Raw genomic sequence first — 21282 nt, 5'->3', positions numbered from 1 at the left:
CCATGCGCCACTGGATTTCCGCATTAGCCTTGGGGCTCAGCGCGAGCGCCGTACAAGCCGCCAGCCTCGATCAACCGCAAGCCCGGGCCCTGGCCCAAGAGGCTTATGTGTTTGCCTACGCCACCGGCGAACACCTCAAGGTGCTCAGCGCCATCGCCGCCAAGCTGCCGTTCAACATGCTGTACAGCGAGCCACGACTGCTCGGCCCGCAAGACAACAAAGTGGTTTCCCCGAACAACGACACCTTCTACTCGCGCGCCTTGCTCGACCTGCGCGGCGAACCCCAGGTGCTGCAAGTCCCCGAGGTCGAGGGGCGATACTACAACTTCCAACTGGTGGACCTGCGCACCGACAACCTTGACTACATCGGCACCCGCGCGACCGGCAGCAAGGCCGGGCGCTACCTGATCGCCGGTCCAGACTGGCAGGGTGAGGTGCCGTCCGGTTTCAACGGGGTGATTCGCTCGCCGAGCCGCGTGGTGTTCCTGATCGGGCGCACCGAGGTCAAGGGTGCCGACGATCTCACGCAGGCGGCGCAGGTGCTCAAGGGCTACGCCTTGCAGCCCCTGTCCAAGGCGCTGGGGAACCCGGCACCCGCGGCGCTGCCCACCCTGCAGTTACCGGCCTATGAGGACAGCAAGCAGGGGCCGGCGGTGGCGTTGTTCGAGCGCTTCAATCGCCTCGCGGCGCTGCACCAGTGGACCCCCGCCGAACAGCAGAAGCTGGCACGCTATGCCGAAATCGGCATCCAGCCAGGCGGCGCATTCGTGCCGCCGCAAGACCTCAAGGACGCAGTGGCCGAAGGCGCCGAAGCCGGCCGCGAACAGGTGCGAGTGGCCTCCAGCAAACTGTCCGTGGAGCAGCAAGGCTGGTTCCGCTCGCCGTCCAACGTCGGCAAGTTCGGTGACGATGACCTGACTCGCGCGGCTGTGGCCTGGCGCTACATCTATGCCAACGATCCTGCCGAAGCGCTGTATCCCATGGCACTGCACGACGCCCAGGGCCAGCTACTCGATGGCAATAAAACCTATCGCCTGCATTTCGCCGCCGGGCAGTTGCCACCGGTGAATGCCTTCTGGTCCCTGACCCTGTACGACGGCAAGAGCCAATTGCTGGTGGCCAACCCGCTGGCGCGTTACTCCCTGGGTGATCGCAGCCCCGACCTGCGATACGACGCCGATGGCGGCCTGACCCTGACCCTGGCGCACGCGACCCCGGCACAGGACGCCCAGAGCAACTGGCTGCCGACGCCGCAAGGTCCGTTCAACCTGATGCTGCGGTTGTACCTGCCACAACAGCGGGCACTGGATGGCCGCTACCCATTACCGACCATCGAAGCCATCAAGGGCGAGGGCTGAACCATGAATGCTCCTTTCAGCCGTCGTCGTCTGCTCGCCGGCATGAGTGTGGCCGGTGCCGCACTGGCGTGTCCGAGTTGGTTGCTGGCCGCCAGCCAGGTCTACCCAACCTCTGCCGAGGATATCCAGGCCATCACCCGGGACGCGTGGATCTACGCCTACCCGATGCTGATGCACTACCAGACCATGGAAAAGCAGGTGCTCGACCCCAGTGCTGCCGAGTACGTCGGCGGCTTCAATCGCTTTCGTCACTACAGCAGCCTGTACACGCCGAAGAACCGCGAAATTGTCACGCCGAACAATGACACGCCGTACTCCTGGGCCTGGCTGGACCTGCGCAGTGAGCCACAGGTCTTGAGCGTGCCGGCAGTGGCCGAGGACCGTTACTACGTGCACCAGCTGGTGGATCAATACACCCACAACTTTGCCTATGTCGGGGTGCTGAGCACCGGGCGGGAGGCGGGGGACTACCTGATCGCCGGGCCTGGCTGGACGGGCGCAACCCCGGCCGGGATCAAGGCCGTACTGCGCAGTGAAACCGAGATCGTCATGGTGCTGGGCCGCACCGCGCTGAAGAACACCGAGGACATGCTGGCGGTGCGTGCCTTGCAGCAGCAGTATCGCCTGCGCTCGCTGCACGAGTATGCCGGTACCCCGGTACCCGCAGCAGCACCCGCCATCGCGTGGCAGGCGTGGGACAGCAAGACCGGGCTGGGGCCAGGGTTCATCAATCAGTTGAACCAGATCCTCACGCTGTGTCCGGTCCAACCGAGCGAGCAAGCGTTGCGTGAACGCTTTGCGCGGATCGGCGTCGTTGCGGGGCAAGCTTTTGATCCGGCCGCGTTGTCTGCCCAGCAGTTGCAGGCATTGCTGGCGGGTATCCAGCAGGCCCAGGCAGAGATGAAGGTCGCCGGGGCCAAGGTCCGTAGCACCCTGGGCATGTTCGGCAACCGCGAAGCCATGCACAACAACTACCTCAACCGCGCCCTGGGGGCGGCCATGGGTATCTACGGCAACAGCGTCGAAGAGGCGTTCTACACCGGCAGCCAGCGGGACAACCAGGGTCAGTCGTTGGTGGGCGGGCGCCACTACCGCCTGCGCTTTGCCCCGGGGCAGTTGCCACCGGCCAGCGAATTCTGGTCACTGACCCTCTACGACCTGCCGGACCGGCAACTGGTGGCCAACCCCATCGATCGCTATTGCCTGAGCAGCCGCGATCACCTGCAGCCGGACGCCGACGGTGGCCTGACCTTGCTGGTGCAGAGCACCGCCCCCGAGACCTCGAGCAACTGGTTGCCGGCCCCACAAGACGGCGCCTTCACCCTGATCCTGCGCCTGTACGGCCCCGAGCGGCAGGTGATCGAGCAGCGTTGGCAGATGCCGGCGGTGGAGATCGTCCAGGCCTGACCCACCGGCATCGCGAGCACCCCAAACCACCGTGGGAGCGGGCTTGCCCGCGATGGGGCCAGCCCATTCAACATCGATGGTGCCTGACACACCGCCATCGCGGGCAAGCCCGCTCCCACAGGTTTGCTGGGTATATGCAAAATCTGTGAACAGCCAAAACCACTGTGGGAGCGGGCTTGCCCGCGATGGGGCCAGCCCATTCAACATCGATGGTGCCTGACACACCGCCATCGCGAGCAAGCCCGCTCCCACAGGTTTGCTGGGTATATGCAAAATCTGTGAGCACCCAAAACTACTGTGGGAGCGGGCTTGCCCGCGATGGGGCCAGCCCATTCAACATCGATGGTGCCTGACACACCGCCATCGCGGGCAAGCCCGCTCCCACAGGTTTGCTGGGTATATGCAAAATCTGTGAGCACCCAAAACTACTGTGGGAGCGGGCTTGCCCGCGATGGGGCCAGCCCATTCAACATCGATGGTGCCTGACACACCGCCATCGCGGGCAAGCCCGCTCCCACAGGTTTGCTGGGTATATGCAAAATCTGTGAGCAGCCAAAACCACTGTGGGAGTGGGCTTGCCCGCGATGGGGCCAGCCCATTCAACATCGATGGTGCCTGACACACCGCCATCGCGAGCAAGCCCGCTCCCACAGGTTTGATGTGGTGTATACAGAATCTGTGAGCACCCAAAACTACTGTGGGAGCGGGCTTGCCCGCGATGGGGCCAGCCCATTCAACATCGATGGCGCCTGACACACCGCCATCGCGGGCAAGCCCGCTCCCACAGGTTTGCTGTGGTGTATACAGAATCTGTGAGCAGCCAAAACCACTGTGGGGGCGGGCGCCCGCTTGCGGCTTGCCCGCGATCAGGGCGTGACGACATTGAACTGCGGGCTGAAGGTGTCCAGGCTGCCCAGCAGTTGGCCCAGTTTCTTGCCGTCGCCCTGCAACTTGACCAGGCCTTTCTGGATGGCCGTCGGGAAGTCCAGTTGCTTGAGGGCGATCTGTTCAAGCGTCGCCTTGCTCATGCTGACGCTGGCGTCGGCCTGGGGATTGCTGCCGCTGCGGTGGGTCAGCACGCCGTTGCGCAAGGTCAGGTTGTAGGCCTGGTTCGGGTCGTCGAAGGTCCAGTTCAACGTCAGGTCATGGCCGACGGCTTTCTCGCTGTTCAGGCGAATGGCCAGGAAGTCGAAGAACATCTCCGGGGTCAGCGCCCGCACCATGTCCACCGACACCGAACTGCCGGCAGTCGGTGGCACACCATTGCGCAGTTCCATGGCGGCGGTCAGGTACATGTTGCGCCAGGTGGCGTTCTCGCTCTGGTAACCCAGTTGTTCCAGCGCCTGGGCCTGGGTTTCGCGGCCTTCGCTGTTGTCCGGCTCGGCGAACATCAACTGATTGCCCAGTTGCGTGGCCCAGCGGTAATCGCCCTTGGTCATGGCCTCGCGCATCTTGCCAATCACGGCCGCACTACCGCCGATGGCCTCGACATAATGCTTGGCGGTTTCCACCGGCGGCAGCGGGTTGAGGTTCGACGGGTTGCCGTCATAGAAGCCCATATAGCGCTGATACACCGCCCGTGAGTTGTGGCTCAGCGAGCCGTAGTAGCTGCGGGTGTACCACTTGCTCTCCAGGTCGCCCGGGAGTTTTTGCATGTTCTGCGCGATCTCCATCGGCGTCAGGCCCTGGTTCAACAGGTGCAGGGTGCGGTCGTTGAGGAAGGCATACATGTCGCGCTGATCGGCGAGGAAGGTGCGGATGCGCTCGCCACCCCAGGTCGGCCAGTTGTGCTGGGCAAAGAGTACGTCGGCCTTGTCGCCGTAACGCGTCAGACTGCTGTCCAGGTATTGCGACCAGGCCTTGGCATCGCGCACCGGGGCGCCGCGCGGAGTGAGGATGTTGTGCATCATCTGCGTAGCGTTTTCCGCCATGCACAAGGCTCGCAACTGCGGCAGGTAGAGGTTCATCTCCGACGGTGCTTCGGTGCCCGGGGTCAACTGGAACTGCACCTCGATGCCGGCGATGGTGCGAGTCTCGATTTCCTGGCTGATCAGGTCGGTCGGTGGAATCAGGGTGATGGTGCCGCCCGATGGCGTGTTCTTGCCCATGCCGGCGTCCACCTGGCCCTTGTCGCCCCGGGGCAACAGGCTGCCGAACTGGAACTGCGCACGACGGCTCATGGCGTTGCCGGCGTAGACGTTCTCGCTCATCACATGTTCCATGAACCCCGATGGCGCGAAGACCTTGACCTTACCGGCCTTGACGTCGGCTTCGTCGATCACCCCGCGCACGCCACCGAAGTGGTCGACGTGGGTGTGGCTATAGATCACTGCCACCACCGGCTTGTGCGCACGGTTCTGGTAGTAGAGGTCGAGGGCGGCCTTGGCGGTTTCGGCCATGGTCAAGGGGTCGATGATGATCAGCCCGTCATCGCCTTCGATGATGGTCATGTTGGCCAGGTCCAGGCCGCGCACCTGATAGATCTTGTCGCTGACTTCAAACAGCCCGGCGTGGGCGCTGAGCTGGGCCAGGCGCCACAGGCTCGGGTTGACGGTGTCGGGGGCCTGGTCCTTGTCGAGGAAGGCGTAGGCCTGCATGTCCCAGATCACCTTGCCGTCGGCGCTCTTGATCTGGCCCTTGAACGGGGCGATCAATCCGCGGTTGACCGACTCGTAGTCGGTGCGGTCGCTGAAAGGCAATTGCTTGAGGACGGCGGCGTTGCTGGCAGCGGTCAGGGGGCTGGCGGCGGCGGGGCCTTGGCTGGCACCAGCGGACTGGGCCAGGCAGGCGGCGATCAAGGCGGCCAGCAGGCCACGGGTGGACAGTGTGAAACGAGGCATGGAGTCTCCGTTTTTATCGTTATGGCTATTCCAGTCTTGAGCTTAGGGCGCGCACTTGGCACCCCGGCAATCGTCAAACGACAAAAACCATGCAGGGCCGATAACCCGGTCCGCTATCCTTGAGCTCTCTGTCACCGAGCGAGCGTTGCCCATGCTGGAGGTTCAAGGGGTGTTCAAGAGCTACGCCACCGCCCAGGGACCCTTGGCGGTGTTGTTGGGGGTCGACCTGCGCCTGGAACAGGGCAGCAGCCTGGCGCTGATGGGCGAGTCGGGCAGTGGAAAAAGCACGCTGCTGCACCTGGTGGCCGGGCTGGACCAGGTCGATCGCGGCAGCATCCGGATCAACCAGCAGCCGTTGGAGCGGATGAACGAACGCCAGCGGGCCCACTGGCGACGCACTGAAATCGGCCTGGTGTTCCAGCAGTTCAACCTGATCGGCAGCTTGCGCGTGGAAGACAACCTGGCCTTCCAGGCGCGTCTGGCCGGGCGCCTTGATCCGGCCTGGCAGGCGCAACTGGTGGAACGCCTGGGCCTGGGGGATCTGCTCAAGCGCTACCCGGAACAATTGTCCGGCGGCCAGCAGCAGCGCGTGGCGCTGGGTCGGGCGCTGGCCTCGCGCCCGCCCTTGTTGCTGGCCGACGAGCCCACCGGCAGTCTCGATGAAAGCACCAGCGATGAGGTGCTCGACTTGATGCTCGAACTGCTCGCCGACAGCCCCAGCAGTTTGCTGATGGTCACCCACAGTCCGCGGATCGCGGCGCGGCTGGCGCAGCGGGTGGTGTTGCACGGCGGACGCCTGGTCGACCCCGGCCCGCGGTCATGAACGTCTGGCGGGAAACCCTACGGGCGCTGCTCAGTCACTGGCGCCGGCACCCGGTGCAGTTGTTCAGTGTGCTCACCGGCTTGTGGCTGGCCAGCGGCCTGCTGACTGGGGTCGAGGCGCTGAACAGCCAGGCGCGTGACAGCTACGCCCGGGCCAGTCAGTTGATCGGCGGCGAACCCCAGGCCAGCCTTACAGCCGTCGATGGCGCAACCTTCGGACAACAGCTGTTCGTCGAGTTGCGCCGGGCGGGTTGGCCGGTGTCGCCAGTGTTGCAGGCGCGGATCCAGCTCAAGGACCAGCCCGACCAGCGATTGCAACTACTGGGCATCGAGCCCCTGTCGTTACCCATCGGCTCGGCGCTGGCCGGACAAACCCTGAAGCTTGAGCAGATGGTCGACTTTGTCAGCCCGCCGGGACGGACCTGGATTGCCCCGACGACCTTGCAGGCCCTGGGTCTCAAGGAAGGCGACCGGCCGTTGACCACCACGGGCCGGACCTTGCCGGCGCTGCACGGGCAAGCCGACATGGCGCCCGGCGTGCTGTTGGTGGACATCGGCGTGGCGCAGCAGTTGCTGCAATTGCCCGGGCAGCTTTCGCGCCTGCTGCTGCCCAAGGAATTTGCCGCCAGCGCGCCGCCGTTGCCCGGCTCACTCGGCGCGCGCTTGCAGCTCAAACACAGTGGCGAAGAAAACAATCTGGCGCGGCTCACCGAGAGCTTTCACCTGAATCTGGATGCCTTGGGCGTGCTGTCGTTTGTCGTCGGCCTGTTTATCGTCCACGCCGCCATCGGCCTGGCCCTGGAGCAGCGCCGAGGCCTGTTCCGGACCCTGCGCGCCTGCGGTGTGAGCGGGCGGACGCTGATCGGCTGCCTGTGCCTGGAACTGGCAGGCCTGGCCTTGCTCGGCGGTCTGTTGGGGGTGACCAGCGGTTATCTACTGGCCAGTGTCTTGCTGCCCGACGTTGCCGCCAGCCTGCGTGGGTTGTACGGCGCCGAGGTGGCGGGGCAGTTGAGCCTCAGCCCCTGGTGGTGGTTCAGTGGCCTGGGCTTGAGCCTGTTGGGCGCCTTGCTGGCGGGGGGCAACAGCCTGCTGCGTGCGGCGCGCATGCCACTGCTGGCGCTGGCCAATCCGCAGGCCTGGCACCAGGCCCACGCCCGCTGGTTGCGACGCCAGGCCTGGGTCTCCCTGGCTGCGGTGGTGATTGGCCTGCTGGCATGGGGCTGGGGCGACAGCCTGGCCAGTGGTTTTGTGCTGATGGCAGCGCTGCTGCTGGGGGCAGCCCTGGGTTTACCGGTGCTGCTCGACGCGCTGCTGAATCTGTTGGCGCGGCGCCGGCGCTCGGTACTCGGGCAGTGGTTTCTCGCCGATTGCCGCCAGCAATTGCCGGCCCTGAGCCTGGCCCTGATGGCGCTGCTGCTGGCACTGGCCGCCAACATCGGGGCTGGCAGCATGACCGCCGGCTTTCGCCTGACCTTCAATGACTGGCTGGAGCAACGGCTCAGCGCCGAGCTCTACGTCAATCCGCAGAGCCCGGCGCAGGCCACTGCTTTGCAGGACTGGCTGCCCCGGCAAAACCTTGACGCGGTGTTGCCCAGTTGGCAGGTCGCGCTGTCGCTGCAAGGTTGGCCGGCGGACCTCTACGGGGTGATCGACGACCCCAGCTACCGTGCGCACTGGCCCTTGCTCGAAGCCCTGGGGGAGCAACCCTGGGACCAGTTGGCGACGGGGGACAGGCTGATGCTCAGCGAGCAACTGGCACGCCGGCTCAAGGTGCGCCTGGGCGATCACCTGAGCATTGCCACGCCCCAGGGGCCGTGGTCGGTGCAATTGATCGGGATCTACGCCGACTACGGCAACCCCAAGGGGCACTTGTTGGTGAATGCCCAGCAGTTGCTACGGCATTGGCCGGGGCTGGCCCCCAGTCGTTTCAATCTGCGGCTGCAGCCGGCACGGATTCCCGCGCTGGTCAGTGCCTTGCACAGGGACTTTGCCCTGGATGACAGCCGCATCGTCGACCAGGCCCGACTCAAGGGCTGGTCGAGCGAGGTCTTCGAGCGCACCTTTGCCGCCACCGCGGCGCTAAATAGCCTGACCTTAGGGGTGGCCGGCGTGGCTTTGTTCATCAGCCTGTTGACCCAAAGCGAAAGTCGTCTCGGGCAATTGGCACCGCTGTGGGCGCTGGGGGTGACCCGCCGCCAGTTGATGTTGCTCAACCTCGGGCAGACCTGGCTACTGGCGTTGCTGACCCTGGTGCTGGCGTTGCCCCTGGGCATCGCGCTGGCCTGGTGCCTGGACACGGTGATCAATGTGCAGGCATTCGGCTGGCGCCTGCCGTTGCGGGTGTTTCCCCTGCAATTGGCGCAACTGATGGGGTTGGCGCTGTTGGCCACGCTGCTGGCTTCGGCCTGGCCCTTGTTCAAGCTGTACCGCAGCCAGCCTGCGGACTTGCTCAGGCGATTTGCCCATGAAGATTAACCGGCTGTCTGCGTTGCTGCTGGTGCTGGTATTGACCGGGTGCGATGAGCCGTCGGGCGACCAGGGGTTCGCCGGCCTGGGTAGCGACGCGGCAGCCTTCAGTCAGGTGACACCCGGACGCACGTTGAGCTTTCCCGCCGATCACGCCGCCCACGACGGCTATCGCATTGAATGGTGGTACCTCACGGCCAATCTCAAGGATGCCCAGGGGCGGGAGTTCGGAGTGCAGTGGACGCTGTTTCGCAACGCGCTCAAGCCCGGTCCCGAACAACCAGGTTGGGCCAGCCAGGTGATCTGGCTGGGGCACGCCGCCGTGACCTCGGCCACCGTGCACCATGCTGTCGAACGCTACGCGCGCGGCGCAGTGGGTCAGGCCGGGGTGCAGGGCGTGCCCTTTGATGCGTGGATCGATGACTGGCGCCTGAGCACCCGGGCTGATGCCCAGGAACCGCTGGCCGAGATGCAGGTGCAGGCCAGTGGCGCGGGCTTTGCCTATCAGCTGCAACTGACGACCAACCGGCCATTGGTGCTGCAGGGCGAGCAGGGTTTCAGTCGCAAGTCCGAGCAGGGCCAGGCTTCGTACTACTACAGCCAGCCGTTTTTCCAGGCGCGCGGCACCCTGGAGATCGACGGCGTGCGTTACCAGGTCAGCGGCCCGGCCTGGCTCGACCGGGAGTGGAGCAGCCAGCCATTGCTGGCCGGGCAGAGCGGCTGGGACTGGTTCTCCCTGCACCTGGACAGTGGCGCGCACCTGATGCTGTTCCGGGTCCGGGAGAAAGACGGGCAAGGCTACCTCAATGGCACCTGGATCAACCCGGACGGCAGCAGCCGGAGCTTGTCACGCCAGGACATCAGCCTGACGCCTCTGGCTCGTAGCGAGGTGGCGGGGCGCCAGTTGCCAACCCAGTGGTCGCTCAAGGTGGCGGGCGAGGGGGTGGACATTCGGGTCGCGGCGCTGAACCCCAGGGCCTGGATGGCCTTGCGCATTCCTTATTGGGAGGGTCCGGTGCAAGTGAGTGGCACTCACCCGGGCACCGGTTACCTGGAAATGACCGGTTATTGAGTGGTCAGTCGCAGTCCGCGACCCTGTTCAGGAATGTTTTAGGAAAAGTGCTGATCTATGTCTATGCTCACTCGACACACAAGACTTTAGGCTTGCGTAGTAAGTCACTGCCCATATTTTATTGCACAGGGAATGTATCGCCATGAAGCTCCATACACTGACCAAAGCCATCACACTTGCCACCCTGCTTTCTACCGGCAGCCTCAGTGCCTACGCTGCGGATATTCCACTGGCGGAAGTAGTGGAGGCCAACCAGGTAATCACCAAGGTGATTTCCGTCGATGCAGCCAATCATGAAGTGGTACTCGAAGGCGCCGAAGGCAAGCCGGTGCACATCCAGTTGAGCGACAAAGCCAAGGACCTGGGCAACCTCAAGGCCGGTGACAAGGTGCAGCTGGACGTTATCCGTTCGGTCGGCACGTTCCTTGATACCGATGTCGACAAGAGCCTGCCAGGCTCGGTTGAGCGGGTCGGCGAAATGCGCGCCACCGAGAACAATCCGAACCCAGGCGGCACCGCCTACCGTCAGGTCAAGGTCCAGCTGAAAATCACCGCCATTGACCTGGCGAAAAACCAGGTAACGCTGCAGAACCCGGCAGGCCTGAAAAAGACCGTGACCGTGGAAAAACCTGAGCTGCAGGCCAAGCTCAAAAACCTCAAGGTCGACCAGAGCGTGGTGGTGGTCTACACCGACGTGCTGAAGGTCACCACTGCACACTAAGATTTATTGCCGCACGATAAAACCAGACCCGGTGATGGTGACCCCATACCGGGTTTCGTTTTTTTTCGCTTATGAATTCTGTTGAAATATGTCGTGCACATTTATTCAGAATTTGTCACCGGACATATCTGCCAACTTGCATTAAAATCACCGCCGTTCGCCCAGTGCCATGGCTCTTTACCAGTGCAAGGATTGCCAGGTCATGACACTGGGCGAACTCCTCTCCAAAAAGTTCGACAAACAACATTCAGATGTACAACATTTCTGAATGTTCGTGCCTCAGTTTCGCGCTGGCAGATTCAACGCCGCGTAACACTCTTCAAGCGAACGCTGCTGCGTTTGCGCATACAACCCCAGCTCATCGATGGTCGAACGCCCCAACGCCTGCTCGAACGCGGCTTGGTTGGAGTGCTGTGCATAGTGGGTCTGGGCGGCATCGCCGAGGTTCGACTGAAAGATTCCGGCGGCGCTGACTGGCAGGAAATCCTCGTACACCAGCGGCTCGAACCGCAGGAAGCCGGCCTGCAGCAAAGCGTCCAGGCTCAGGCCCGCGAGCGCTTGGGCAGGGGCGGCGCGGCCTTGTTCAGTGACGAAAAACCGGAAGTAGGCCAGGCCTTGCTCACGCAGGGCGGCGTAGCTGTCCGGGAACGCTTCGAAGTGCTGGTGCATCAGGCGGTTGTAGCGTTCGGCGTTGGCTTCGTTGGGGAAGTCCTGCAGCTCGTCGCGGGCGGCATTCAGCAGCCGGTCATAAAGAGCCCGGCCTTGGGGCGTAAGGGCAGCGCCGCGTTGCTCGATTTCGCCGAAGCGCGCGCTGTGGCTGCCACTGGCCTGCTGCTGGTCGGTGAAGGCGATGGCTTCATCCAGCGCCTTGAAGCTGGTCTGGCGCAGCAGGATCGGGCACTGGCGACGGGGTGGGCCTTCGATGACGGCCTTGGGGGTGATGCCATGACTGGGCATCTGCGCCTGCACGATGTCGATGTCCAGGGTGCGCGGAGTCAGGTGGTTGATGTGCGGGCCCTTGAACGCCACCACATCGGCGACCAGCCGGTGCTGGGCACTCAGTTGCTGGTACTGCGCGGCGGTGACTGTGGCGTGGTGGTGCCAGCGGAAGGTCTCCAGTGCCTGTTCGACAAACGCCTCGGCCTGGGCTTCGTCGAGACCGCCTTGCTGTTCGGCCTGGTCGATCAGTTCCAGGGCCTGGGTGGTGAAGATCGAGCGCCGGGCCAGCACCGATTCGGCAAAGGCGCGCAACTCGGGGTCGGCGATCAGTTCCAGGCGCAGCAGCGAGGTGAACACACGAAACGGGCTGATCTGCAGGGCGCTTTCATGCACCGCGCGAAACGCCGTGGAATGCACCGGCACCCCGGCCGGGGTAAGGTCGTAGTAACCCACCGGCTCCATGCCCATTACCGCAAACAGCCGGCACAGGGTGGCCAGTTCGCTGGCGCTGCCGACGCGGATCGCGCCATGGCGCTCGAGGTCCAGGCGGTCGATTTCACCGGTCGCGCGCAGTTGCCGGGCGATGGCCGGATCCTGCTCCAGCACCTGGGCGTTGGTCTGGGCTACCAGCTCCATCAAGGCGCCGTACAGCGGCACTTCTTCGCGGTACATGTCCGACATCGCCCGCGAGAAGCGTTGGCGGATCAGGTCAGGGCTGACGACGTTCTGGTTGCTCATGAATAGGAATCCCGGCGCAGTGACAGTGAAGTAGGCCGATTCTGTTCGGCGCTGGCGAGGCTTGCAAACGAAGTTTCTTCCGAACTTCATTCTGCAAACGACTGCTGCACAGCTCGTTATCACGTCTCTAGCTGTCGGCTGGGCGGATCAGTAGTTTTTCGACTGCCCTCTGGCGGCGGCCTAACGCCGCGGGCGCTCGAGAAACTGCCGAAACAAGGCTGCAGTCTGCGCCGGGCGTTCGACCATCGGCATGTGGCCGATACCGTCCCAGATTTCCAGGCGGGCGCCGGCGATGCCCTTGGCCCAGACCTCGGCGCTGCTGACATGCAGCAAGCGGTCTTCGCGCCCCCACAGCAGCAAGGTGGGAGCATGGATCTGCGCCAGCCGGGAGCCGATCGGCTGGCTGGCGTGAAAGTCCTCGAAGATCTCCGCCAGTTCTTCGCGCCGGTCCTGGTAGCGTTCGGCAATGGCCGCCAGCACCACGCCCGGGACCCAGGGCGGGGATGCCATGGTCATCCGATAGAGCTGCTTGAAGTCGGCTGGCGAGTGGATCAGGAACGGATTAATGCCGGCGGCCAGCAACCGCTCCATGTCGCTGGGCTCGGGTGAGCTCAGGCCTGCGGGGTCGATCAGCGTCAGCGAAGCGATACGCCCTGGGTGGGCGGCCGCCAGCCACGCGGCGACGTAGCCGCCCATGGAATTGCCGATCACGTGGACCTTGCCGATCCCGCAGGCATCGAGCAACTGGATCATCCGTTCGGCCTGGGTCGGGATGTCATAGCCGCCACCGGCCTTGAACCCGGTTTCGCCATGGCCGGCCTGGTCGGGGATGATCACCCGGCAGTCGTCGACAAAATGCCGGGCGAAGCGCAGCCAGATGGTTTTGTCGGCGCTGTAGCCGTGGAGCAGCAGGAGGGTTCGGTCCGGCGTGTCAGGCCCGCCCTGGTAGGTGACCATGCCCATTTCGGCAATCGGCATGGTGATTTTTTCCAGGCGATACAGGCGCGCCTCCAACGCCGTGCTGGCGTCGTACAGCAGGTGGCCGAGACGCGGCCAGGTGCGCCAGGTCCAGTAGGCCAGCAGCAGCGCAAGGATCAGCACAATTACCATCGCGTTCTCCCCAGTACTCGTCAGGACAGGATGTGGTCGCCCGGTTTCAGTCGGCGCGTCAGTTGGTGGTAGCTGAAACTGAATCCGGGAAACATCGCGATCACGTGACCGCTCTTGCTTTGATACCAGCTGTGGCAGCCACCGGATTTCCACACGGTGCGCTGCATCTGCTGGTGGATCATTTCGGTATAGGCGCTTTCGGCCTCCTTGCGTACTTCTATGCTGCGCAGGCCCTGCGCCTTGAGGGTGCGAATGCAGTCGAGGATGTAGTTCATCTGCGACTCGATGATGAACAGCGCCGAGGTATGGCCAATGCCAGTGTTGGGGCCGGTGACGATAAACAGGTTGGGAAAGTCCGGCAGGCTGGTACCCAGGTAGGCGTGCGGGTAGAGCGCCCAGACGTCGCTCAGGCGAGTGCCGTGTTTACCCAGCACCGGATAATTGATCACCCCGTCGGTGGCGTCGTAGCCGGTGGCCCAGACGATCAGGTCGAGCTCCAGGTGCTGGCCATCGAGGGTGCGGATGCCCCGTTCGTCCAGTGCGGCGATGCCCTGGTCGCGGCCGTGCAGGGTAACGTTGGCGCGGCTCAGCGCCGGGTACAGAGTGCTGGACAGAATCACCCGCTTGCAGCCAATGGTGAAGTCCGGGGTGAGCTTTTGTCGCAGCTGCGGGTCCGGCACCTGGCGCTTGAGATGATTGAGCGCTTGCTGTTGCACCAGCTTGAGGGCGGTTTTCGAATACTTGAAGGCAATCACCCGGGTTTCGAATTGCCAATAGATCAGCCAGCGCAGCAGCTTGTAGGCCGGCTTGAGTCCCAGCAGCCAGCGCTGGAAGCGGCCGAAACTGCGGTCGGCGCGGGGCAGCACCCAATGCGCGGTGCGCTGGAACACATGCAAGTGGGCGACCTGCGGCGCAATGCTGGGAATGATCTGCGCCGCGCTGGCACCGCTGCCGACGATGGCGACCCGCTTGTTGCGGTAGTCGTAGCGGTGATCCCAGGCATTGCTGTGAAAGGTGCTGCCGGCAAAACGTAGCAGGCCCTCGAACGCCGGGATCACCGGTTGGCTCAGCGGTCCGGAGGCGTTGATCAGGAACTGCGCCCGGAAGGTGCCTTTGCCACGGGTGAAGACCTGCCATTGCCGGGCGTTGTCGTCCCATTCGACCCGCTCGACATCGGCCTGCAACTCGACCTTGTCACGCAGTTGGTAGTGCTCGACCACATGTTGGGTGTAGCGGTGCAGCTCGGCCTGTTCGGCGAACATCTGCGTCCAGGGCCAGGAGGCGAACGACAGGGAGTAGAGCGGGGAGGGCACATCGACTGCGGCGCCGGGGTAGGTATTCTGACACCAGGTACCGCCAAAAAAATCACGCCGCTCCAGCAGACGGAAGTCGTCGATACCTGCCTTGAGCAGATTGACTGCCGCACACTGGCCGCCAAAACCGCTGCCGATGATCAGAACCTGATGGGTGTGCATGCTCCTCCTCGTTTTTCGTCGTGCCGCACACCCGCGCCAGCGGTGCGATGAGTCCCTGTCATTTATAGTCAATCTTTCGGCGCCGGGTAGGCTGGGCCGGCTTTTTCTGGCTGCTGGACGGTGATGGCAATTTGACGTTGCCCTGATAGACTCCGATGTGTCGCCGTCTGCGGGACTAGCTGTCGCAGGGTTCCCATCTGCCGTACCAAGAGGAGCTTTGGCCCCCTATGCAACCTGTTGCAGGAAAGGGACTTTCAATGGCCAAGAGGCTGTACACCTCGCGCTCCCTCGGCCTGGTGCTGGGCCTGTTGTGCGTGGGTGCGGCGCTGCTGCCGCTCAAGCCGCCGGTCTGGCTGGTGGCATTGATGCTGTTCAACGGCCTGGTATGGCCGCACCTGGCGTACCAGTGGACCCGCCGCTCGGCGGTGCCGTATCGCGCGGAATATCGCAACCTGTTGCTTGACTCGTTCATGGGCGGCTTCTGGGTGGCGGCCATGCAGTTCAACCCGTTACCCAGCGTTGCCACACTGTCGATGATGGCCATGAACAACGTGGCCATTGGCGGTTTGCGCTTCCTGCTCGCCGGTCTATTGGCCCAACTGCTGGGGTTGGGGCTTGGGCTGTTGTTGTTCCTGCCGGCCTTTATCCCGCCGACCAGTTCCTTGCAGATGTATGCCTGCTTGCCCTTGCTGACCTTCTACCCGCTGGCACTCGGTTGGATCTGCTTTCGCCAGACCCATGCCCTGGGCAAAAGCAAACGTGAACTGTTGGCCCTGAGTCGCACCGACAGCCTGACCGGGCTGTTGAACCACGGGGCCTGGAAAGACGCCCTGGAAATCGAGTTCCAGCGCTGCCAGCGTCAGCAGGCCGGCGGGGCGATTGCCTTGATCGACATCGATCACTTCAAGTCGATCAACGACACCTACGGGCATGTCGCCGGGGACATTGTGCTGCGCCAGTTGAGCAAGATCCTCAAGCAGAACCTGCGCGCCACGGACGTCGCAGGGCGTTACGGCGGGGACGAGTTCTGCGTGATCCTCCCCGACGTGCCGCTGGCCCATGCGGTCCAGGCGATGGACGCCCTGCGCGACCGTTTCTCGGGCCTGGGCTATGAACAGAGCCCGACCCTGCAAGTCAGCCTGAGCATCGGCCTGGCGGCGTTCAACCCGATGCACAGCGACGCCACGCAATGGCTCAGCGACGCCGACCTGGCGCTGTACGCCGCCAAGACCACCGGCCGCAACCGCGTCATCTGCCACGCCGACGGGCTGGTCCAGCGCGTGGCCATAGGGGTCCCGTAGCAGCTCCATGCGTATCTCCTTTAAACGCTGCGCCAACTCCAGCGCCACGCGCCCGCTGGCGAACGTTGGCACGAGGTGGGCGAATGGTACGTCGAGCATGCGGTTTTCCTTCACTGCCCGCAGTTGCGAGAGCACCGGGTCGTGGCGCAGCAGATAACGCTTGCGGCTGGCCGGAGACCAGACGGCGTCGGCCAGCAACAGCACGTCGGGGTCACTGTCGAGCAAGGTCTCGCGGCTCACGCTCAGGCGGCCCAGGTCGACCTCGGCGAAGGTGTTGCGCGCCCCGGCGGCGCTGAGCAGGGCCGTGACGAAGGCGTTTTTGCCGACGCTGTCCAGGCCGTCCGCCTCGCTATCGAGGTAGAACACCGATAACGGTTTGGCACCGCTGTGCAGCGCCGCGGCCCGGGCCAGGTCGGCGTCGAGGGCGGCGCTCAATTGCTGCGCCTGCCCGGGGCGTTGCAGCAGAGCGCCGAGGGTTTGCAGGTCGGCACGGATGTGCGCGAAAAAATCCAGCGAGCGCTGGTCGCAGGCGGACTCCAGCAGGTAACTGGCGATGCCCTGGCGAGCCAGCATCGGCCGTGAGCTCAGGTGTTGCGCAAAGGCCGAGGCAAACCCGCCCACCACCAGGTCGGCGTGCTGGGTGTACAGCACCTCGGCCGATGGATAACGTTTGGAGATCAGGGGGATGCCGCGGTAGGCGCCTTGTTCGATCGCCACATTGTCATCGTCGATATAGGCCACGCCAATCAGCGCCGGTCCGGCTCCCAAGGCCAGCAAGGTGTCGGCACTGTGCTGGTTGAGCGCGATGATTCGTTGCGGTGCCTGTTCGATTTCCCGGGTTGTCCCGCAGTTGTCGTAGGTCTGCGCCAGTGCGGGTAGCGGGGCACAGAGCGACACACTGAGCAGCACTCGCCTAAGCATTGGACGGATCTCCTGCTGGCGCGCCGATCAGCAGGTGCGCGACCACCGCACCCGCCACCAGATGCCCGTCCACCAGTTGCTTGACCTCCTGGTCATCGCGCACCCGGTACCAGCAAGCATCCGGGTACACGGTCAGGACCGGCCCCAGGTTGCAGGGGAACTGGCAGCCGGTGCGGGTCAGCAGGACCCCCGCCGGTGTTTCGATCCGGTCGTGCTTGAGCAATTCCCGGCGCAGGGTTTTCCACAGCGCCAGGGAACCCCTGGCCACACACCGCGGCCCGGTGCACAAGAACACCTGGCGGGCGTGCGGCGGGATGCTCGACCAGGCCGGATCGCTCGGCACGCCGTTGACGTCATTTTCCATGGCAAGCACTCCCTCAGAAACGGTAGGTGTAACGCACCTCGGTGGTGAACGGCCGGCCGAGGTTCTCCACGGACGGGCTGCCGGTGGTCATGCTGGTGGCGTAGTCACGGTCGAACAGGTTTTCCACCAGCAGGCTCAGGCGGTGGCGCCGGGCGTTGTCCAGGTAGCGATAGGCATCGGCATCGACCACCGAGTAGTGGCCGTAATCCACGTCCTTGGCGCTGACCACCGAACGGATGTAGCGCAGCGACCCTCCGGCCCCCCACAAGCGGTTGTCCGACTCATAGCCCAGGCGTGAGCGGGCGAAGAAGCTCGGGATGTTGCTGATGGTCACGCCGTTGCGGCCCTCCACCAAGTTGCGGGTCATGTCGCCTTGCAGGCTCCAGCGATCATTGAGCTGCCATTGGCCGTCGACTTCGATCCCGCGCACCAGGATCTCGCCATCACCGTTGACCCACTGGTCGCCGTCGAGGGTGATCAGGTCATCGATTTCCCGGCGAAAGCCGGTGACGCTGGCGCTGAATTCGCGGCCTAGCAGGGTGCCCCGGTAATCCAGGCCGAGTTCGGCATTGCGGCTCTTCTCGGCCTTGAGGTTGGGATTGCCCATCTCCTCGCCAGGTTCGTTGACGTACAACTGCTCGGCATTGGGCAGCTTGTAGGCGCTGCCGAACTGGCCTCGCAATGCCCAGTGCTCCGTCAGGTCGTAGAGTGAGGTGAGCATGCCGACCGTGGCGCTTTCACCGCCGCTCAGGTGCTCCTGGCGAACGCCGATGCTCGGGTGCCAGTCCGGTAGCGCGGCGATCACCGGGCGCAATTGGGTATACAGCGCGTGGGCTTCGGCCTGTTGGTTGTCGATGACCATGACATCGTCCTGGCCCTTGAACCATTGGTTGTCGCTGCCGAACACCAGTACGTGGCCATCGGGCAGTTCGGCCTTGCCCTCGGCCTGCAGGCCCCAGTCGGTGAAGCCCCAGTAGTCGTTGTGATTGAGCACCCGGGTGCCGCCGCCTTCGAGGTTGTAGACCCGGGTGTAGCGGGTGTCCCAGTCGTTGACGTGGCCTTTGAGGAAGTAGCTCAGGTCTTGATTGACCTGCTGTTCGAAGGTCGCCGTGGCGATCTGTTGCACCCGGTCGTTGCTGGAGTTGCGGTTGTCCGTGGGGCGGGCGAAGTCCAGGTTGGCGTCGCTGTACTGGTAGAACAGTTCCAGGCGCGAATCGTCGCCGAAGGCCTGGGTGGCCTTGGCGCCAAAGGTGCTGACTTCGTAGCCGCGCTTGCGGTCGGTGGCGGTGCTGCGCATGTCACTGCTGCGAAATGGCTGGTAGCCGTCGGAGACGTTGTGGCTGACGTACGCCAGCAAGCCAAGGTCGCCAAAGCCGTTGCTGACGATCTGCTCGGCGCGCGCGTCGCCGCTGCGGCCCATGAAACTGTCCAGGCCCATGTTGAGTTCACCGGAGGTCTCGCGGGTCTGGGCGCTGCGGGTGACGATGTTGATCACCCCGGCCACGGCCTGGGTGCCGAACAGCAGGCTTTGTCCGCCCTTGAGCACTTCGATGCGTTCGATGGCATTGGCCGGCAGGGTGTCGAGGTAGAGCCCACCGTACAGGCGATTGTTCAGGCGCACGCCATCGAGCAGGATCAGCGTGTCGTCGTTGCGCCCACCCAGCAGCGAATAGTTGGCGTAGTCGAAGGGGCCGTTTTTCGGCGCGACGTAGAGGCCGGGCACTGACATCTGCAGCACGCGGGTGATGTCGGCGTCGGGGCCGGCGCGTTCGATCCGGGCGCGGTCGATGATCTCGACCTTGCTGCCGAACCGCGCCATTTCGGCGACGGTGGTGGATTCCACCGACGGGGCGCTGACGAGTTGCTGGTCGAGGGTCATGGCCGAGGTGTCGGCCAGGGCGGGTGGGCTGATCAGGCAGAGCAGGGCGCCACAGGCATACAGTCGCGCAGGACGCAGGTCCTGGCTGGAAGGAGTTGGAATCTGAGTCATTTTTGGTCTTCTCGAAAAAAATCTTCGCAGAAGCACGCAGGAGAAAGTACCGGACACGCGCCAATACCGGCCCATGCCCGCCCACCGCAGGTTTGCCAAACAGAAATTTCAGGCCGGTCTCCGGGCTTGCGAGGCTCGAAGCGTTCACCTTCCCAGGCCTTTGGGCCCAGTGGTCTGTCGAACGCGTCACTCGCTTACCGTTGCGGGGGCAGCACCGGACTAACCCTGAAAAGGGCGCACCGGTTTCCCGTTTCACCTCATGCACGGCGGCATGAGGCACCTGAAACTGGGCGGTATCTGAACACTCGGATGACCGTTCGTCAAATAATCAGGTGGGCGTTAGGTGCAAGGCTTGCTCGCGATGGCCGTAGGTATCTACACAAATTTGTAGCGGCCTGGGGCGAGGGAGCTTGCTTGCGTGGCGGCCTCTGGGGGGGTTGGATTAGGCGGGGTACATATCCATTTCTGCGGTAACGGCCTCCTATGGTTCCGCCTGACGGCGGCTCACTTTTGAACAGCGCAAAAGTAAGCAAAACGCTCTTTCCCCACCACTCGGTGCCTCGCTTAGGCTCGGCATGCCCGTACTCCGACATTGATTTGGGGGCCGCCGCAATGGGCCCTCCCTGGCCCAGTGCGGCTAAACCGGCGTCCTGCCGGTTTACCCCCAAATCAATATCGGACTCCGGCCAGCGTGGTTAACGGGGCGCCCAGGATCAAAAACAAAGCGAGGCGGCCTTAAAGCCGACCTGATCGCTGGGGCATGCGCGGTGTGGCTTCTACTTCCTAAGACGCTGACGAAGTCAGCAATCTTTTGATCTGGCTCTGGCTCTGGCTCTGGCTCTGGCTCTGGCTCTGGCTCTGGCTCTGGCTTTTGATCCTGGGCACACCGAGCCTAAGCGAGGTGCCGAGTGGTGGGGAAAGAGCGTTTTGCTTACTTTTGCGCTGTCCAAAAGTGAGCCGCCGTCAGGCGGAACCATAGGAGGCCGTTACCGAAGAAATGGATATGTACTCGGTCTAATCCAACACCCCAGAGGCCCACAGGTGCAACGTCGCACCACAGTTGTGTAGATACCTATACCGCGATGGCGATATCTGGAAGGCCATCGCGGGCAGGCCGGGAGCGGCAAGCATCAGGCGAGGCCTCAGGTCATCGGGGTCTCGATAAACGCCGGCTGCTGTTCGGCATACGCGGTAAATGCGCTGATCAGTGGAAACTGCGTGGTATCGACCTGATCGGGCACCACCAGCAGGGTGAAGCTCCAGGCTACGGCGAGGGTGATGCCGTCCTGTTGCAAGGTGCCATCCATAGGCAGCGGTTGCCTGGCCAGTTCCCGCTCCAGTGCCGAGTACGCCGCATGCAATTGCCCGCTGACCCGCTCCAGCCAGGGCGCATGTTGTTTCTCGGCGGGGCGCAAGTTGCGTTCGTAATAGATCTGCACCGACTTCTCGCACGCGGCCAATGCCAGGCCGATCAGCCGCAAGGAGCGCAGGCGCTGATCCAGGGACGCCGGCATCAGGCTTTTACCCGGGCTGCCCAGGGCTTGCAGGTAGTCGATGATCAGGGTCGAATCCATCAGCACTTCGCCGTCGTCCAGCACCAGCGTGGGCGCCTTGACCACCGGGTTGATCGCCTGGAACGCCTCGAAACCGCGGAACACCGAAATCGAGGCGTGCTCGAACGGGATGTCCAGGGTCTTGAGGCTGATGGCGACACGTCTTACATAAGGTGAATCGAGCATTCCGATCAGCTTCATGTAC

Annotated in this window: 14 protein-coding genes, 1 pseudogene and 1 riboswitch; of the genes and pseudogenes, 7 read left to right on the top strand and 8 right to left on the bottom strand. The window is 63.7% G+C overall.

All coding sequences use genetic code 11. The features are described 5' to 3' along the window. Positions 1–2 precede the first annotated feature (2 nt). Together QMK50_RS03660 and QMK50_RS03655 are read left to right on the top strand one after the other, a co-directional pair. On the top strand, positions 3–1358 hold the full coding sequence (locus QMK50_RS03660) for a DUF1254 domain-containing protein (RefSeq protein ID WP_320332566.1): 1356 nt from the start codon (positions 3–5) through the stop codon (positions 1356–1358). A gap of 3 nt (positions 1359–1361) precedes the next feature. Continuing rightward, on the top strand, positions 1362–2765 hold the full coding sequence (locus QMK50_RS03655) for a DUF1254 domain-containing protein (RefSeq protein WP_320332565.1): 1404 nt from the start codon (positions 1362–1364) through the stop codon (positions 2763–2765). 866 nt (positions 2766–3631) lie between these two features. On the opposite strand, the gene QMK50_RS03650 is transcribed toward QMK50_RS03655, so the two are convergent. Beyond that, positions 3632–5605 carry an alkyl/aryl-sulfatase gene (locus QMK50_RS03650; protein ID WP_320332564.1) on the bottom strand — a complete coding sequence of 658 codons (1974 nt, stop codon included), beginning with the start codon at positions 5603–5605 and terminating at the stop codon, positions 3632–3634. 151 nt (positions 5606–5756) lie between these two features. Between QMK50_RS03650 and QMK50_RS03645 the strand changes: the two genes are divergently transcribed. The 4 genes from QMK50_RS03645 to QMK50_RS03630 all read left to right on the top strand — a co-directional run bounded on the left by QMK50_RS03645 (position 5757) and on the right by QMK50_RS03630 (position 10686). Continuing rightward, entirely contained in the window at positions 5757–6428 is a 672-nt protein-coding gene (locus QMK50_RS03645; RefSeq protein WP_095171897.1) for an ABC transporter ATP-binding protein, read from the top strand. Further along, complete coding sequence (locus QMK50_RS03640) at positions 6425–8902, top strand: ABC transporter permease (protein ID WP_320332563.1); 2478 nt, start codon at positions 6425–6427, stop codon at positions 8900–8902. The genes QMK50_RS03645 and QMK50_RS03640 overlap by 4 nt, the downstream gene beginning before the upstream one ends. Continuing rightward, on the top strand, positions 8892–9965 hold the full coding sequence (locus QMK50_RS03635; RefSeq protein ID WP_320332562.1) for a lipocalin-like domain-containing protein: 1074 nt from the start codon (positions 8892–8894) through the stop codon (positions 9963–9965). The genes QMK50_RS03640 and QMK50_RS03635 overlap by 11 nt, the downstream gene beginning before the upstream one ends. Positions 9966–10107: 142 nt before the next feature. Continuing rightward, the gene (locus QMK50_RS03630) at positions 10108–10686 is read left to right on the top strand and encodes a hypothetical protein (protein WP_095171892.1); all 579 of its coding nucleotides are present in this window, start codon (positions 10108–10110) and stop codon (positions 10684–10686) included. Positions 10687–10965: 279 nt separating this feature from the next. On the opposite strand, the gene QMK50_RS03625 is transcribed toward QMK50_RS03630, so the two are convergent. The 3 genes from QMK50_RS03625 to QMK50_RS03615 form a co-directional block, all read right to left on the bottom strand. Then, entirely contained in the window at positions 10966–12363 is a 1398-nt protein-coding gene (locus QMK50_RS03625) for a VOC family protein (RefSeq protein WP_320332561.1), read from the bottom strand. 180 nt (positions 12364–12543) lie between these two features. After that, positions 12544–13473: an alpha/beta fold hydrolase gene (locus QMK50_RS03620; protein ID WP_159996805.1), complete on the bottom strand. Its 930-nt coding sequence runs from the start codon at positions 13471–13473 to the stop codon at positions 12544–12546. A 20-nt stretch (positions 13474–13493) separates the two neighbouring features. Beyond that, positions 13494–14948, bottom strand: a complete 1455-nt coding sequence (locus tag QMK50_RS03615) for an NAD(P)/FAD-dependent oxidoreductase (RefSeq protein ID WP_320332560.1) — start codon at positions 14946–14948, stop codon at positions 13494–13496. 227 nt (positions 14949–15175) lie between these two features. On the opposite strand from QMK50_RS03615, the gene QMK50_RS03610 reads away from it, so the two are divergent. Then, positions 15176–16249 (top strand): diguanylate cyclase, encoded by a 1074-nt coding sequence (locus tag QMK50_RS03610; protein ID WP_095171886.1) that lies wholly within the window; start codon positions 15176–15178, stop codon positions 16247–16249. A 12-nt stretch (positions 16250–16261) separates the two neighbouring features. On the opposite strand, the pseudogene QMK50_RS03605 reads toward QMK50_RS03610, so the two are convergent. The 4 genes and pseudogenes from QMK50_RS03605 to QMK50_RS03590 form a co-directional block, all read right to left on the bottom strand. Then, positions 16262–17170 (bottom strand): annotated as a pseudogene (locus QMK50_RS03605) (ABC transporter substrate-binding protein); the annotation flags it as partial. Next, a complete protein-coding gene (locus QMK50_RS03600; protein WP_095171884.1) occupies positions 17163–17534 on the bottom strand; it encodes a (2Fe-2S) ferredoxin domain-containing protein in 372 nt (123 codons plus the stop codon). The pseudogene QMK50_RS03605 and the gene QMK50_RS03600, both read right to left, overlap by 8 nt. A gap of 13 nt (positions 17535–17547) precedes the next feature. Then, complete coding sequence (locus QMK50_RS03595) at positions 17548–19413, bottom strand: TonB-dependent receptor (protein ID WP_320334490.1); 1866 nt, start codon at positions 19411–19413, stop codon at positions 17548–17550. A 204-nt stretch (positions 19414–19617) separates the two neighbouring features. Then, positions 19618–19823, bottom strand: a riboswitch (cobalamin riboswitch). A gap of 843 nt (positions 19824–20666) precedes the next feature. Continuing rightward, entirely contained in the window at positions 20667–21278 is a 612-nt protein-coding gene (locus QMK50_RS03590) for a glutathione S-transferase (protein ID WP_095171464.1), read from the bottom strand. Between the last annotated feature and the right edge of the window lie 4 nt (positions 21279–21282).

The sequence above is a fragment of the Pseudomonas sp. P5_152 genome, from assembly GCF_033989915.1.
In the GTDB taxonomy this organism is placed as follows: domain Bacteria; phylum Pseudomonadota; class Gammaproteobacteria; order Pseudomonadales; family Pseudomonadaceae; genus Aquipseudomonas.
Note: the sequence above shows the minus strand (reverse complement) of the source record. Positions and strands in the feature narration are given on the sequence as shown.

What these genes read in the sequence shown, in the direction of transcription:
- QMK50_RS03660 (WP_320332566.1), top strand. Translation starts at nt 3, where the DNA reads ATGCGCCACTGGATTTCCGCATTAGCCTTGGGGCTCAGCGCGAGCGCC.
- QMK50_RS03655 (WP_320332565.1), top strand. Translation starts at nt 1,362, where the DNA reads ATGAATGCTCCTTTCAGCCGTCGTCGTCTGCTCGCCGGCATGAGTGTG.
- QMK50_RS03650 (WP_320332564.1), bottom strand. Translation starts at nt 5,605, where the DNA reads ATGCCTCGTTTCACACTGTCCACCCGTGGCCTGCTGGCCGCCTTGATC.
- QMK50_RS03645 (WP_095171897.1), top strand. Translation starts at nt 5,757, where the DNA reads ATGCTGGAGGTTCAAGGGGTGTTCAAGAGCTACGCCACCGCCCAGGGA.
- QMK50_RS03640 (WP_320332563.1), top strand. Translation starts at nt 6,425, where the DNA reads ATGAACGTCTGGCGGGAAACCCTACGGGCGCTGCTCAGTCACTGGCGC.
- QMK50_RS03635 (WP_320332562.1), top strand. Translation starts at nt 8,892, where the DNA reads ATGAAGATTAACCGGCTGTCTGCGTTGCTGCTGGTGCTGGTATTGACC.
- QMK50_RS03630 (WP_095171892.1), top strand. Translation starts at nt 10,108, where the DNA reads ATGAAGCTCCATACACTGACCAAAGCCATCACACTTGCCACCCTGCTT.
- QMK50_RS03625 (WP_320332561.1), bottom strand. Translation starts at nt 12,363, where the DNA reads ATGAGCAACCAGAACGTCGTCAGCCCTGACCTGATCCGCCAACGCTTC.
- QMK50_RS03620 (WP_159996805.1), bottom strand. Translation starts at nt 13,473, where the DNA reads ATGGTAATTGTGCTGATCCTTGCGCTGCTGCTGGCCTACTGGACCTGG.
- QMK50_RS03615 (WP_320332560.1), bottom strand. Translation starts at nt 14,948, where the DNA reads ATGCACACCCATCAGGTTCTGATCATCGGCAGCGGTTTTGGCGGCCAG.
- QMK50_RS03610 (WP_095171886.1), top strand. Translation starts at nt 15,176, where the DNA reads ATGCAACCTGTTGCAGGAAAGGGACTTTCAATGGCCAAGAGGCTGTAC.
- QMK50_RS03600 (WP_095171884.1), bottom strand. Translation starts at nt 17,534, where the DNA reads ATGGAAAATGACGTCAACGGCGTGCCGAGCGATCCGGCCTGGTCGAGC.
- QMK50_RS03595 (WP_320334490.1), bottom strand. Translation starts at nt 19,413, where the DNA reads ATGACCCTCGACCAGCAACTCGTCAGCGCCCCGTCGGTGGAATCCACC.
- QMK50_RS03590 (WP_095171464.1), bottom strand. Translation starts at nt 21,278, where the DNA reads ATGAAGCTGATCGGAATGCTCGATTCACCTTATGTAAGACGTGTCGCC.